Genomic DNA, 14,277 nt, shown 5'->3' on the forward strand with positions numbered 1-14,277 from the left:
GCGCAGGATCGGGCGGGAAGTGACGCGGCCGCAAGGCGGCAGCTTGACGCCGCGTTGCAGAATTGCGGCTTGCAAGGTCGCCTGGATGCGCGTTGATCTGGAGGGGACCGACACTCGATCCCTGGAGCGTCCCAATGTCCCTGCCGCTGGCCGGTCTCGTCGTGCTCGACCTCACCCATGTCCTCGCCGGACCCTTCGCGTCGATGACGTTGGCCGACCTGGGCGCACGGGTGATCAAGGTCGAACGGCCCGGAACAGGGGACGACACGCGCGGCTTCCCGCCGTTCAAGCACGGCCGCAGCGCCTATTTCGCGGCGATCAATCATGGGAAGGCGTCGATCGCGCTGGACCTGAAGGCCGACGCCGATCGGGCGACCTTCGAACGGCTGTTGGACCGGTCCGACGTGATCCTGGAGAGCTACCGCCCCGGCGTAATGGAACGGCTCGGCTACGGCTGGGAGGTGCTGCACGCGCGCGATCCGAAGCTGATCTACGGCGCGGTGTCGGGGTTCGGCCATACCGGCCCGGACGCCCGGCGCCCCTCCTACGACATGGTCGCGCAGGCGCGCGGCGGCGTCATGTCGATCACCGGCGAGCCGGGAGGCGAGCCGATGCGCGTCGGCGCCTCCATCGGCGACATCGCGGCGGGCATGTACCTCACCCAAGGGGTGCTGGCCGCGCTGGTGGACCGGGCCAGGACCGGGATCGGGCGCAAGATCGACATCTCCATGCTCGACAGCCAGTTCGCTCTCCTCGAACACGCCGTCGCGGTTGCCAGCGCGATCGGCAAACCCCCGAGCGGCACCGGGGGGCGGCACCCGTCCATCGCGCCGCACGAGACCTTTAACGCCTCCGACGGGCTGTTCGTGATCGCCGCCGGAAACGACACGTTGTTCGAGAAGCTGTGCGTGGCACTGAGCCTGCCGATCGCCGACGACGAACGTTTCGCCACCAATGCCGCGCGGTGCGGGAACGCGCGGCTGCTCAAGCGGCTGATCGAGGCGGTGACGCTCGATGCCACGCGCGCGCACTGGATCGCGAAGCTCACCGCTGCGGGAATCCCGGCCGGACCGATCCAGTCGGTCGACGAGGTGATGAAAGACCCCCAGATCGTCGCGCGCAACATGGTCGTCGACGTGCTCGACCGCAACGGGCGGCAGGCGTTCAAGGCGGCGGGCAACCCGATCAAGATGTCCGATGCCGAGGACCGCACCGCGCGCGCACCGGCCCCCGACCTCGACGGCAATCGCGGCGAGATCCTGCGCTGGCTCGACGGGTCCTGAGGACGGGTCGGACGTTTCCGATCCGGCGGCGCGCGCTTCCGCGCGCCCACCAAGTTTGGGGGTGAACCCCCACCCCCCCGGATTGGGGGCGCCGCCCCCACGCCCCCGGGAGTATTTCCGGCCCAAAGAAGCGCGATGTCTGTTTTGACGGGCGAAACGTCGCGGCGGAAAGGATGCGGAAACGGGCAGCGTGCCATCAGACCGTCAGGTCTCAACGGGTGCCAGTCATGAACCAGGATCCCCTTGTCGTTTTCACCCCGTCCGGACGACGCGGCCGCGTGCCTGCGGGGACGAGCGTTCTGGATGCCGCACGGAGGCTCGGGGTGGACCTCGATTCGGTCTGCGGCGGGCGCGGGATCTGCTCCAAGTGCCAGGTGGCACCGGCCTTCGGCAGCTTTGCCAAGCACGGGATCACCGCCGTTCCGGACGCGCTGTCGGATTGGAACGCGGTGGAGGCGCGTTACGACCGGAAGCGCGGCCTCGCGGCCGGGCGACGGCTCGGCTGTCAGGCCAAGGTGCTCGGCGATGCGGTGATCGACGTGCCGCCCGAAAGCCAGGTGCATCGGCAGGTCGTGCGCAAGGATGTCGACCGGCGCGAGATCGCCATGAACCCCGCGACGCGGTTGATGTATGTCGAGGTGCCCGAGCCCGACATGCACGAGCCCGCCGGGGATTTCGAGCGGCTGGCGCGGGCTCTGGCCGACGAATGGGGCGTCGAGGGACTGTCGGCGGACCTGACCATGCTGGCGCGCTTGCAGCCGGTCCTGAGGCAGGGCGCCTGGAACGTCACCTGCGCGCTGCACAAGTCGCACAGGGATACGGGGTGGCGGCTGACCGGCCTGTGGCCGGGCCTGCACGAGGGCGGCCTTTTCGGCCTCGCGGTTGATGTGGGATCGACCACCATCGCGGCGCATCTGACGGACCTTTCGACCGGGGCGGTGCTCGCCTCGGCCGGGATCATGAACCCGCAGATCCGTTTCGGCGAGGACCTGATGAGCCGGGTGTCCTATGCCATGATGAACCCCGACGGGGCCGCGGAGATGACCGCAGCGGTGCGCCAGGCGCTGACGACGCTGACACGGCAGATCGCTTCGGATGCAGACGTTGCGACGGAGGCGATCCTCGAGGCGGTCTTCGTGTGCAACCCGGTGATGCATCACCTGCTCCTGGGTCTCGATCCGGTGGAACTCGGGCAGGCACCCTTTGCGCTGGCGACCTCGGGAAGCCTGTCGATGGACGCCGGCGCGCTGGGGCTGAGCTCCCTGCCCGCCTCCGCCCGGATCTACGTGCTGCCCTGCATCGCCGGCCATGTCGGCGCGGACGCCGCTGCCGTGGCGCTGTCGGAGCGTCCCGACCGCGCCGAGGAGCGGACGCTGATCGTCGACGTCGGAACCAATGCCGAGCTGCTGCTGGGCGACGGCACGCGCGTTCTGGCCTGCTCGTCGCCCACCGGGCCGGCCTTCGAGGGAGCGCAGATCTCCTCGGGGCAGCGTGCGGCGCCCGGGGCGATCGAGGCGGTGCGGATAGATCCCGCGACCAAGGCGCCACGGATCCGGGTGATCGGCTGCGAGCTCTGGTCGGACGACCCGGGCTTCGAGGAGGCGACCCGCGCGGCCGGCATCACCGGCATCTGCGGGTCGGGCATCATCGAGGCGGTGGCGGAGCTGCGCCTCGCCGGGCTGATGGACCGGAGCGGGCTGATCGGATCGCCGCAGGCGACCGGCTCGGACCGGGTGATCGCGGACGGGCGGACCTGGAGCTACGTGCTGCATGACGGGCGCGCGGCCGGCGGCCCGCTGGTCACTGTCACGCAGGGCGACGTGCGGGCGATCCAGCTGGCGAAATCGGCGCTTTATGCCGGGGCGCGACTTCTGATGGACGAGATGGAGATCGACCGGGTCGACCGGGTTGTGCTGGCCGGCGCGTTCGGCGCGCATATCTCGCCTCTGCACGCAATGGTGCTGGGGATGATCCCCGATGTGCCGCCGGACAAGGTGACGAGCGCGGGCAACGCGGCCGGCACCGGCGCGCGGATCGCCCTGTGCAACATCGACGCGCGGAGGGAGATCGAAGAACTGGTCGGCGCCATCACCAAGGTCGAGACGGCAATCGAGCCGCGCTTCCAGGAGCATTTCGTGGCCGCGAACGCCATCCCGCATGACAGCGCGCCGTTTCCGGAGTTGCGCAGGGTGGTCGTTCTGCCGGAGGTGCAGTTCGGCGCGAGCGGCGGGCGAGAGCGGCGGCGGCGGCGCGGCTGATCCAGGGGGCTCGCCGGTTCAGCGGACGGGAGCGAGGGGCCAGCCCCTCGCGCTCCCCGGGATATTTGAGGGCAGATGAAAACCACGGACGCCGGTCCGTATGTCGGACACGCAGCTGACGGTCAGAGGATGTCGGTCATCAGCGCCTTGAGGTCACCGAAATAGCCGCCAGAGCGTGCGGGACGCGTGGGGTCCGAGGTGATGGCGATCACAGTGTCGCGCTCCGGCGCGACGGCGAGGATCTGACCGCCATAGCCGCGGCCGTAGCGCACCGGCGTGCCCGAAAGGCTGGTCAGGAACCAGCCGTAGCCGTAACGGTCGTTGGAGAAAGGCGAGCGGGCATTGGGCTCCCAGGAGCGGGCGATCCAGTCTTCGGGGATGACCTGCGCGCCATCGTGGCGGCCGCCGTTCAGCACGGCCTGGCCGATCCGTGCGAGGCCGCGCGGGCTCAGCCCCATGTCGTTGCCACCGAGATAGTTTCCCTGCGGGTCCGCGACCCAGGGTGCGAAATCGACGCCCAGCGGATCGCCGAGCCAGTCGCGGGCGAGCGCCAGCAGCGGGCGGTCGGCCGCGCGCGCCAGCGCAACGCCGAGGAGATGCCAGCCGCCGGTCGAGTAGATGAAGCGGCCGCCCGGCTCGGCCGCGAGCCCCTGGTCGAGCGCGTAGCCGACCCAATCGCCCGAGGAGACCCAGGCGCCGTAATTGCCGCCCGAGACGCTTTCGAGGCCGGCGCGCATCGACAGAAGGTCGCCCACGGTGATCGAGTCGCGCGCGTCGTCGAAGGGGCCCCGGCCGAGAAGCGGCATCACCCGCTCGTTGGTGCCGTCCAGAACGCCGCGCTCGATGGCGATGCCGGTCAGCAGCGCCAGCAGCGTTTTCGAAACCGACTTGACGTTGGCGACGGCATCGAGGCCGGGGCCGCCGAACGCTTCGGCGAAGACTTCCTCGCCCTCGCGGCGCACGACAAGGCTGTGAAGCTGGTCGAGTTCGCGCGCGGTTTCGGAGAACCGGACAGGGACCTGCGCGAGGAGAGGCGGCGCGGCGAGTGCCGCGGCGCCAAGTCCGATCAGGCGGCGGCGGGAGGGTCGGAACGGACAGCTCATGCGGCGGGACGTGGGGGTGCTGCCTCCACCGCCAAGCGCGGCGGCGCTCACCTTTGCGTGTGTGCAGGCCGAACACCCAGCGCAATTACCGAAAATGTCGACAGCGACAGGCTCAGCGAAACAAACGGAAAGAAAATGCCGGGCAGCAGTCACTTTTCTCGGGACTCCGCGGTTGACGCGCCGGAGCCCGCGCCGTAAGCAACCGTGGCGCAGGGAAAAGGACTCAGGACGCGATGTCGGCGACGATCGTACTTATCGTAAGGTTATGGCGCATGGGCCGGTAACGGACCCCATATGGATCCCATGCGCCCCCGATAGACCCTCGGGGGCTTTTTTTTGCGCGACAGACGCCTCGAACGTGGAGCTGGAAAGATGACCAAGGCGATGACCGGAGCGAAGATGGTGGTGCAGGCCCTGAAGGATCAGGGCGTGGAGGTGGTCTTTGGCTACCCCGGCGGCGCCGTGCTTCCGATCTACGACGAGATCTTCCAGCAAAGCGACATCCGCCACGTCCTCGTGCGGCACGAACAGGGCGCGGTGCACGCGGCCGAGGGCTACGCGCGGTCGACCGGCAAACCCGGCGTCGTCCTGGTGACCTCGGGTCCGGGGGCCACCAACGCCGTCACCGGGATCACCGACGCTCTGATGGATTCCATACCGATGGTCGTTCTCACCGGCCAGGTGCCGACCTTCATGATCGGTTCCGACGGCTTCCAGGAGGCCGACACGGTCGGAATCACCCGTCCGTGCACGAAGCACAACTGGCTGGTGAAGGACACCGGCAGCCTGTCGGCGACGATCCACGAGGCCTTCCACGTGGCGACCGCGGGCCGGCCCGGGCCGGTGCTCGTCGACATCCCGAAGGACGTGCAGTTCGCCTCCGCGAAGTATCAGCCGCAGGCCGAGGCCAAGACCGCGCGCTACCAGCCGAAGGTCCAGGGCGACACGGAGATGATCACGCGGCTCGTGGAGGCGATCGAGACCGCGGAGCGGCCGGTGTTCTACACCGGCGGCGGCGTGATCAATTCGGGCCCGGTGGCGAGCCAGCTGCTGCGCGAGCTCGTCGATGCGACCGGCATTCCGATCACCTCCACGCTGATGGGGCTTGGTGCCTATCCGGCCTCGGGGCGCAACTGGCTGGGCATGCTCGGGATGCACGGGCTCTACGAGGCCAACCTCGCCATGCACGGGTGCGACCTGATGATCAATGTCGGCGCGCGCTTCGACGACCGGATCACCGGGCGGATCGACGCATTCTCGCCGCGCTCGGCGAAGGCGCATATCGACATCGACCCGTCCTCGATCAACAAGGTCGTCCATACCGACATGCCGATCATCGGCGATGTGGGCAACGTTCTCGGCGAGATGCTGGAACTGTGGAAGGCGCGCGGGCGCAAGGTCAACCGCGAGGGCCTGCAGCGCTGGTGGGCCGAGATCGAGGACTGGAAGAAGACGGAGTGCCTGTCCTTCAAGCCGTCGGAAAAGGTGATCCGGCCGCAGCACGCCATGGCCCGGCTCGAGGCGCTGACCAAGGGGCGCGACCGCTACATCTGCACCGAGGTCGGGCAGCACCAGATGTGGGCGGCGCAATATCTCGGCTTCGAGGATCCCAACCGCTGGATGACGTCCGGGGGGCTCGGCACCATGGGCTACGGCTTCCCGGCCTCCATCGGCGTGCAGGTCGCCCATCCCGACGCCCTGGTGATCAACGTCGCGGGCGAGGCGTCGTGGCTGATGAACATGCAGGAGATGGGCACCGCGATCCAGTACCGGCTGCCGGTCAAGCAGTTCATCCTCAACAACGAACGGCTCGGCATGGTGCGCCAGTGGCAGGAGCTTCTGCACGGCGAGCGCTATTCGCATTCCTGGTCCGAGGCGCTGCCCGATTTCGTCAAGCTGGCCGAGGCGTTCGGCGCCAAGGGGATCAAGGTGGACGATCCGGCCGACCTCGACGACGCGATCGCGGAGATGATCGCGCATGACGGGCCGGTGATCTTGGACTGCCTGGTGGAGAAGCACGAGAACTGCTTCCCGATGATCCCGTCGGGCGAGCCGCACAACAAGATGCTGCTGGGCGAAGCATCGACCCAGGACGCGATCAAGGAAGGCGGCGCGGTGCTGGTCTAACGCGCCCTGCCATATGAGACGCCGGGGGGCTGTCTGCCCCCCGGACCCTCCGAGGATATTTGGATCAAGACGAAGCAGGGGCGCGCGGGTCTGCGCGCCGCCGGTGAAACGAAGGACAGGACATGCCCGCGCTGAACATCAAGAAAGGGTCGACCAAGCATTCGGCCTACAATCTGCGGCCCAGTTTCTCCGAGCACCTGGAGACGCACACTCTCGCTGTGCTGGTCGACAACGAGGCCGGGGTCCTGGCACGGGTCATCGGGCTGTTTTCCGGGCGCGGCTACAATATCGAGAGCCTGACTGTCGCCGAGATCGACCATGAAGGGCACACGAGCCGCATCACCATCGTCACGACCGGAACGCCGCAGGTGATCGAACAGATAAAGGCGCAGCTCGGCCGGATGGTACCGGTGCACGAAGTTCACGACCTGACCGTCGAAGGCCGGTCGGTCGAACGCGAACTGGCACTGCTGAGGGTCGAGGGGACCGGCGACAAGCGTGTCGAAGCGCTGCGGCTCGCGGATATCTTCCGGGCGCAGGCGGTCGACTCCACCCTGGACAGTTTCGTCTTCCAGATCACCGGCACACCCGAGAAGGTCGATGCCTTCGCCGACCTGATGCGCCCGCTGGGCCTGGTCGAGATCGCGCGAACCGGAGTGGCGGCGCTTTCCCGCGGAAGCTGAGCAAAGTCGACGCGGTTCCACACAACGTGGAGGGCCTCGTGATCCGAACTTGATTCGGCGCCGCGACAGCGGCGCCCGTTGCGCAGTTTGGCGGTGTCCCCGCTCGGTGGTACGGCGCAGGTCTCGTTACAACGCACACTGGTTTTTCCGACGCGAAACCTGTACAAAACATTGTTATTCGGGGAAATGACCCCCCGCATTCTTGCCAATCCGGCAACAGACGGCGTTATTCTGTAGCTTATCGGCCGGGGCCGCTCGACGATCCGCGAGAACCCGCGGCGCCGTCGGCGGGAGCAAGGACCATATGACGATGTGCGAGCGGGAACCCAGCCCGGCGGAGCTTCGACAGAGGCTGGGCGAGAATCTCACGACACTGTCCCGTTCGGCACCGTCGATTTCTGCCCTGTGCCGCGAACTCGGCATCAACCGCACGCAATTCAACCGCTATCGCTCCGGGGAGAGTTTCCCGAGGCCGGATGTGCTTTGGCGCATCTGCCGGCACTTCAAGGTGGACGCCCGGATCCTTCTGGAGCCTGTCGACGCGATCCTTGCCTCGGCCAGGGGCCCGTTCTGCCATTCGGAGCTGGCGGGATTCCTGAGCGCGCCGGAGCGGCAGGTGAGCGAGGCGTCGCTGCCGACCGGCATCTACCGCACAGTTCGCACCAAGGCGGGCGCGGACCACGCGGTCTCGGGGCTCGTGCGGATCTACCGCAAGGACGGTCACGCCTTCCTGCGCGGATTCGAGCCGCGCGGCACCGGCGAACTTCCGGGCACCATGCGCGAGTTCCGTGGCGTGCTGGTGGCGCACTGGGCCGGTTTCGTCGCCATAACCTCCCGCCGAAACAGCACCGCGCTGAGTTACACCGACATGCGACCGGTGCCGGGCGAAACCGGCCTCTGGTCCGGACACGTCCACGCCGCGGAACACGGGGACGGCGACGATGCCCACGGGGCTCGTGCGGTGTTGCAGTATCTCGGCACCGTCAGCCCGGAGGTCTATGCCGCAGCGCGCGGCGCCGGCCCCGTGCCGGCGAGCGCACTGCCCAACGCGGTGCGCGCCAGGCTCTGAGCGGCGAGCGTCAATCCTCGCGCGCGTCGGCGCGGGCCTTGCCGGATACCTTCAACGCGAGGGTTGCGGCCATGAAGGGATCCAGTTCGCCGTCCAGCACGCCGGAGGTGTCGGACGTCTCGACGTTCGTGCGCAGATCCTTCACCATCTGGTAAGGTTGCAGCACGTAGGATCGGATCTGGTTGCCCCAGCCGGCATCGCCCTTCTGCTCGTGCTGGGCGTTGATCTCCGCATGGCGCCGCTCCAGCTCCATCTGGTAGAGCCTTGATTTCAGGGCCTTCATGGCGATGTCGCGGTTCTGGTGCTGCGATTTCTCGGAACTGGTCACGACGATCCCGGTCGGATGGTGGGTGATGCGGACCGCGGAATCGGTCGTGTTCACGTGCTGGCCGCCGGCCCCCGAGGAGCGGAACGTGTCGATACGGATGTCGGCGGGGTTCACCTCAACCTCGATGTTGTCGTCCACGACCGGATACACCCACACCGACGCGAAGGAGGTCTCGCGCGTTCCCTTGCCGAAGGGCGAAATCCGCACGAGGCGGTGCACCCCCGATTCCGTTTTCAACCAGCCATAGGCGTTGGGGCCGGAAATCTTGTAGGCGCAGGACTTGATGCCGGCTTCCGATCCCGGCTCCTCCGATTGCAGCTCGACCTCGTAGCCCTTGGACTCCGCCCAACGGACATACATGCGCTGCAGCATCTGCGCCCAGTCGCAGGCCTCGGTGCCGCCGGCGCCGGCGTTGATCTCCAGGAACGTGTCGTTGCCGTCGGCCTCGCCGTCGAGCAGGGCTTCGAGCTCCTTCTTGGCCGCCGTCTCCGCCAGCGCCTTAAGCGCGGCCTCGGCCTCGGATATGATCTCCTCGTCGCCCTCAGCCTCGCCCATCTCGATCAGGTCCTTCTGGTCCGAGAGGTCCTGGGCGATGCTGCGGTAGGTCTCCATCTGATCGACGAGCATCTGTCGCTCCCGCATCAGCTTCTGCGCCGCCGCGGGATCGTTCCAGAGGTCGGGGTCCTCGACTCGGGCGTTGAATTCCTCAAGCCGGTGCTCGGCGGTGTCCCAGTTCAGCCGCTGGCCGAGCAACTCGAGCGATTTCTCGATACGCAGAGCGGTGTTTTCGGCCTCGGCTCGCATGATGGGTCCTGCACGCTGATGGGATTGGCGGGCGTGATAGCGCGTCCCGCCCGCGGCCTCAAGACACCGACCCGCGTCTTCTGTTACCGTCTCAAATACTCCGCGGAGCGCGAGGGGCGCCGCCATCGTCGCTCGAATGCGGCTGCGGAGTGAGGCCGAGACAGGCCGCGTCCGTGTTACCCCCCTTTAATACACGGCTTCACGTACGATGCCGGCATGATCCGGACGTCGTGGCCCATGGCGATCGGCTCGCGCGCCCGTTAATGGGCCCCTGCGCAGGCCTCGAGGCAACGAGGCGGAGCGGACAGCATTTCAAAAACGCCGGAACCTGGCCGCGCCGCAGCTTCCGGCGCAATGCAACTGTGCCGTCTTACCGGGCCCCGTGGATCTGGAAGACGCTCTTGGCAAGATCGACGCCGATGGCGGCAATCCGGTCCATGGATGGCTCCCTCAATGCGTCTATGACGACACCCTATGTGGCACATTGCGATGCCGGGAGCGGCAGCCATCCACCCCATCAATGGCGCGACTGGCTCCCACCGGCAATCAGTAGAGCCCGCCCGAAGACATGGTCCCGAAATCCGCCTTCGGTCCGACAACCGCCTTGCGCCCCGTGGAAGTAGTCACTTCACGCGCGCGGCCGTCCGGCTGGATCACCTCGAAGCCCGAGCCCATGGCCCAGCCGCCATCCATCTGGACGCCGAAGATCGGCTCTTCCCCGGCGCGAAAGCACTCCGACACGACGTTGGAGCCCGAGGCATCTGCCCCGAGCCGCGAGCCCGAGAAGCGGTCGATCTTGATGAACTGACAGGCCTCGGGGACCTTGAATTCGCCGCCGCCGTATTTTGCCACCGCCTTTTGCATGAAGGACTGGAAGACCGGGCCGCACATCGACGAGCCGTATGCGCCGCGCCCCAGCGTGCGCGGCTGGTCGTAGCCGATATAGCAGCCGGCCACGATGTTGGAGGTGAAGCCGATGAACCACACGTCCTTGGCGTCGTTGGTGGTGCCGGTCTTGCCCGCGGTCGGCACGCCAAGATCGACCGCGCCCGCGGCAGTGCCGCGCTCCACCACGCCGCGCATCATGGAGGTCAGCTGATAGGCGGTGACCGGGTCCATGATGCGTTCGAGGTTCGACACGATGCGCGGAGACGATCCCGGCGCCACGTTGGGATTGGCGCAGTTCACGCACTCGCGCTTGTCGTGGCGGTAGACGGTGTTGCCATAGCGGTCCTGGATTCGGTCGACGAGCGTCGGCTCCACCCTCTCGCCGCCATTGGCGAACATCGCGTAGGCCGCGACCATGTCGAACACGGTCGATTCCTCGGACCCGAGCGCATTGGCCAGATGCAGGCCCATATCGTCATAGACGCCGAACCTCTCGGCGTAGCGGGCGACGGTGGACATGCCGATCTCCTGCGCGAGCCGGATCGTCATCAGGTTGCGCGACTGCTCGATCCCGGTGCGCAGGGGCGTCGGGCCGTAATACTTGTTCGACGAGTTCTTCGGCCGCCACACGCCCTGAGGGGTGTCGATCTCGATCGGGGCATCGACGACGATGGTCGCCGGCGAGTAGCCCGAATCGAGCGCCGCCGCGTAGACGAACGGCTTGAACGAGGAGCCGGGCTGCCGCTTTGCCTGTGTCGTGCGGTTGAACACCGAATGCTGGTAGGAAAAGCCGCCCTGCATGGCCAGCACGCGGCCGGTGTTCACATCCATCGCCATGAACGCGCCCTCGACCACCGGCACCTGCCGCAGCGTCCAGCGGATGAAGCTGCCGTCGCTGTCCGATGTCATCTTGCGAACGAGCACGACGTCGCCGACCTCCAGCAGGTCGCCGGCGACGCTGGCGCGGCTCTCCAGCCGCTCGGTTTCCCGGTTCCACTTGCGGGCCCAGTCGACGTCCGCGGCGGGGATCCAGTGACCGTCCTCGTCTTCTTCGACACCCTCGATGCCGATGCGCGCGTCGCTTGCGCCGACTTCGAGCACCACCGCCGGGTGCCAGGGATCCTCAAGGTCGATGTCGCGCGGCACATCCGTCGCCGAGAGCGCCGCGCGCCAGTCCGCTTCCGTGCCCAGCTGTGCGGCCCCGATGCTCTTGCCGGTGCCGCGCCAGACCCCTCGGGATCGGTCGTAATCCTCGAGCGCCTCGCGCAGGGCGCTTTCTGCCTCGACCTGCATTTCCGGATCGAGCGTGGCTCGCACGGAGAAGCCGCCCGAGAAGAACTCCGCCTCGCCGAAATCTTCCGAAAGCTGACGGCGGATCTCGTCGGTGAAGTAGCCGCGCGGCGGCAGGCTGGCCTGGAACGGCTCGATATCGCCGCTCTGCACGGTGCGCAGCGGCTCGTTCAGAGCATCCCGGTAGGCGTCTTCGGAGATGTAGCCGTTCTGGAACATCTCTCCGAGCACGTAGTTGCGCCGCGCGGTCACGCGGTCCTTGTTGCGAACCGGATGATAGTTCGATGGCGCCTTGGGCAGCGCGGCGAGGAACGCCGCCTCGTGCACCTTCAGCTCGCTCAGGGACTTGTTGAAATAGGTCTGCGCCGCCGCCGTCACGCCGTAGGAGTTCTGCCCCAGGAAGATCTCGTTGAGGTACAGCTCAAGGATCTTGTCCTTGGACAGCGTCTCTTCCAGCCGGGTGGCAAGGATGATCTCCTTGATCTTGCGCTCCGCCCGCCGGTCGCCGCCGAGCAGGAAGTTCTTCATCACCTGCTGGGTGATGGTGGAGGCGCCGCGGATGTCCTGCCCCCGGCTCTTCACCGCGTCGACCGCTGCCGAGACGATGCCGCGCGCATCGTACCCCTGGTGCTGATAGAAATTCTTGTCCTCGGCCGAAATGAAAGCCTGCTTGACCAGGTCCGGGATTTCGCGCGCGGGCGTGAAGAGACGCCGTTCCTGCGCGAACTCGTCGATGATCCGGCCCTCGACCGAATAGATCCGGCTGATCGTCGGCGGCGTGTACTGCGCCAGGCTCTCGTGGCTCGGCAGATCCTCGCCGTAGATCCAGAAGACCGCCCCGATCGACAGCGCAGCCATGCCGACCCCGAGCGTGACCATCGAGAAGATGGCCCCGAAGAAGGACATGACGAAACGCAACATGGCTTTTTCTCCCACGAGACAGGTGAATGCGCGATAAACGGTTCACCACAATCAGTCAAAACACGTCTTCGTCCGCGACCTAACGCCGCCGCAGCCCCGCCTCGGCGGTGTCCTCGCGCTCCCACGCCTCAAGCCCGTCGCGGATGCCGCGGGCCATGCGGGCGCGCCACTCCGGATCCTGCATGTTGCGCAGTTCCTCGTCGGTGGACAGGAACCCCAGTTCGATCAGGACCGAGGGGATGTCCGCCGCCTTCAGCACCGAAAAGCCGGCCTCGCGCAAGGGGCGCTTGTGCACCGCGCCCTCCTGCTCCTGGATACCGCCGACAAGCGCCTCGGCCAAGGCGCGGCTGCGCGGGGCGGAATCCTGGCGGGCCAGATCCATCAGGACGCCCGCGACGCGGTCATCGGCGCCCGACAGATCGAGCCCGGCGAGGATCTCTCCGCGCTCGTGCCGTTCCACCAGCGCGCGACTGGCCGCGTCCTGCGCGTCGCGGGCCAGCGTGTAGACGCTGGCGCCGCGTGCGATGCCCTCCTCGATCGCGTCGGCGTGGAGAGAGATGAAGACCTCCGCTCCGGCGCGGTGCGCGGCGGCGACGCGCGCCTCCAGCGACATGAAGATGTCGCCCTGGCGGGTCAGCGCCACCTGGAAGCCGCCCGCGCGCATCAGAACCTCCTCGAGTTCGCGCGCGAAAGTCAGCATCAGGTCCGCCTCGGTCGCACCGCCGTGCTGAGCGCCGGGGTCGATGCCGCCATGCCCGGGGTCCAGAACGACGTGCAAGAGCCCGTCTTTCGGAGGCAGCACCGGCGTCGCCGCCGGTTCGGGCAGGTCGAAGCGTGGATCCCGCGGCGCACCCGCACCGGCGGCGAAGGTCGCGGCGTCGGTCGGCGCAAGCGACACTCGCAGCATGGCGCCGCCGCCATCCTCCGACACGTCCAGCCCGGCGGTCGCGACCTCGAGCGGCCCCGCAAGGTCAGCAACCAGCCGCGACCAGCCGGCGCGGAAGGCCCCGATGCGCAGCGTCTGCACCTGCTCGCCCGCCAGCAGCGACGAGGGGTCCACCGGGCCCCAGTCCACTTCCCGGAAGTCGATCACCAATCGTGGCGGATCGTCGAGCGTGAAGATGCGCCACGGCACGCCCTGACTGAGGGCGAGGCGCATCTCCGCGCCCTGCCCCAGCCGGCCGTCGCGCACGAAGCTGCGCTCGGCGTCGAGCCGCGCGAGCGCGCCCATCTCCTGCGCCGCAGCAGGAGCCGCGACCGCAAATGCCGCCGCCAGCGCCATGCCTTTCAGTAAACCGCCCATCGCCCTGCCCGAGCCTCTTGTGATTGTCCCGAGCCTACCGCGAATGCGGGGCGGATTCACCCCTCGGATGTGATCCCGCCGGTCACACCCACGTGGGGCACGATCCGCGCGGGTGTGGCCGCCCACATCGCCGTGGCCAGCGCCACGACCAGCAAAACGGTCGTCAGCATGCTTCCCATGATCTCAAGCTCCTGCCTTTTTCGTATCTGCCTCTGCCGGG

Annotated in this window: 10 protein-coding genes; 5 read left to right on the forward strand and 5 right to left on the reverse strand. The window is 67.6% G+C overall.

Going from position 1 to position 14,277, the window contains the following annotated elements:
* Positions 1–134 precede the first annotated feature (134 nt).
* Both F3H57_RS09585 and F3H57_RS09590 read left to right on the forward strand, forming a co-directional pair.
* Complete coding sequence (locus F3H57_RS09585; protein WP_149755681.1) at positions 135–1,283, forward strand: CaiB/BaiF CoA transferase family protein; 1,149 nt, start codon at positions 135–137, stop codon at positions 1,281–1,283.
* A gap of 227 nt (positions 1,284–1,510) precedes the next feature.
* Positions 1,511–3,541 carry an ASKHA domain-containing protein gene (locus F3H57_RS09590; protein ID WP_149755682.1) on the forward strand — a complete coding sequence of 677 codons (2,031 nt, stop codon included), beginning with the start codon at positions 1,511–1,513 and terminating at the stop codon, positions 3,539–3,541.
* A gap of 122 nt (positions 3,542–3,663) precedes the next feature.
* Here F3H57_RS09590 and F3H57_RS09595 read toward each other — a convergent pair whose 3' ends face one another.
* Complete coding sequence (locus F3H57_RS09595) at positions 3,664–4,644, reverse strand: serine hydrolase domain-containing protein (RefSeq protein ID WP_149755683.1); 981 nt, start codon at positions 4,642–4,644, stop codon at positions 3,664–3,666.
* Positions 4,645–5,016: 372 nt separating this feature from the next.
* Between F3H57_RS09595 and F3H57_RS09600 the strand changes: the two genes are divergently transcribed.
* The 3 genes from F3H57_RS09600 (at position 5,017) to F3H57_RS09610 (ending at position 8,523) form a co-directional block, all read left to right on the forward strand.
* Positions 5,017–6,771, forward strand: coding sequence for an acetolactate synthase 3 large subunit (locus F3H57_RS09600; protein ID WP_149755684.1), 1,755 nt, complete (start codon positions 5,017–5,019; stop codon positions 6,769–6,771).
* A gap of 122 nt (positions 6,772–6,893) precedes the next feature.
* Entirely contained in the window at positions 6,894–7,454 is a 561-nt protein-coding gene (gene ilvN / locus F3H57_RS09605; protein ID WP_149755685.1) for an acetolactate synthase small subunit, read from the forward strand.
* Positions 7,455–7,764: 310 nt separating this feature from the next.
* The gene (locus tag F3H57_RS09610) at positions 7,765–8,523 is read left to right on the forward strand and encodes a helix-turn-helix domain-containing protein (protein ID WP_188129647.1); all 759 of its coding nucleotides are present in this window, start codon (positions 7,765–7,767) and stop codon (positions 8,521–8,523) included.
* Between the two features lie 10 nt (positions 8,524–8,533).
* Here F3H57_RS09610 and prfB read toward each other — a convergent pair whose 3' ends face one another.
* From prfB to F3H57_RS22785, 4 genes are all read right to left on the reverse strand, one after another.
* Positions 8,534–9,655, reverse strand: a complete 1,122-nt coding sequence (gene prfB / locus F3H57_RS09615) for a peptide chain release factor 2 (protein WP_149755687.1) — start codon at positions 9,653–9,655, stop codon at positions 8,534–8,536.
* A gap of 546 nt (positions 9,656–10,201) precedes the next feature.
* A complete protein-coding gene (locus tag F3H57_RS09620; protein ID WP_149755688.1) occupies positions 10,202–12,754 on the reverse strand; it encodes a penicillin-binding protein 1A in 2,553 nt (850 codons plus the stop codon).
* A 79-nt stretch (positions 12,755–12,833) separates the two neighbouring features.
* Positions 12,834–14,057: an N-acetylmuramoyl-L-alanine amidase gene (locus tag F3H57_RS09625; protein WP_223163030.1), complete on the reverse strand. Its 1,224-nt coding sequence runs from the start codon at positions 14,055–14,057 to the stop codon at positions 12,834–12,836.
* 56 nt (positions 14,058–14,113) lie between these two features.
* Positions 14,114–14,236, reverse strand: coding sequence for a hypothetical protein (locus F3H57_RS22785; RefSeq protein WP_262504504.1), 123 nt, complete (start codon positions 14,234–14,236; stop codon positions 14,114–14,116).
* Positions 14,237–14,277 lie beyond the last annotated feature (41 nt).

Source organism: Roseivivax sediminis (assembly GCF_900112685.1).
In the GTDB taxonomy this organism is placed as follows: domain Bacteria; phylum Pseudomonadota; class Alphaproteobacteria; order Rhodobacterales; family Rhodobacteraceae; genus Roseivivax; species Roseivivax sediminis.

Coding starts and splice junctions, on each gene's coding strand:
- F3H57_RS09620 (WP_149755688.1), bottom strand. CDS start 12,754: ATGTTGCGTTTCGTCATGTCCTTCTTCGGGGCCATCTTCTCGATGGTC.
- prfB (WP_149755687.1), bottom strand. CDS start 9,655: ATGCGAGCCGAGGCCGAAAACACCGCTCTGCGTATCGAGAAATCGCTC.
- F3H57_RS09585 (WP_149755681.1), top strand. CDS start 135: ATGTCCCTGCCGCTGGCCGGTCTCGTCGTGCTCGACCTCACCCATGTC.
- F3H57_RS09595 (WP_149755683.1), bottom strand. CDS start 4,644: ATGAGCTGTCCGTTCCGACCCTCCCGCCGCCGCCTGATCGGACTTGGC.
- ilvN (WP_149755685.1), top strand. CDS start 6,894: ATGCCCGCGCTGAACATCAAGAAAGGGTCGACCAAGCATTCGGCCTAC.
- F3H57_RS09590 (WP_149755682.1), top strand. CDS start 1,511: ATGAACCAGGATCCCCTTGTCGTTTTCACCCCGTCCGGACGACGCGGC.
- F3H57_RS09600 (WP_149755684.1), top strand. CDS start 5,017: ATGACCAAGGCGATGACCGGAGCGAAGATGGTGGTGCAGGCCCTGAAG.
- F3H57_RS09610 (WP_188129647.1), top strand. CDS start 7,765: ATGTGCGAGCGGGAACCCAGCCCGGCGGAGCTTCGACAGAGGCTGGGC.
- F3H57_RS22785 (WP_262504504.1), bottom strand. CDS start 14,236: ATGGGAAGCATGCTGACGACCGTTTTGCTGGTCGTGGCGCTGGCCACG.
- F3H57_RS09625 (WP_223163030.1), bottom strand. CDS start 14,057: ATGGGCGGTTTACTGAAAGGCATGGCGCTGGCGGCGGCATTTGCGGTC.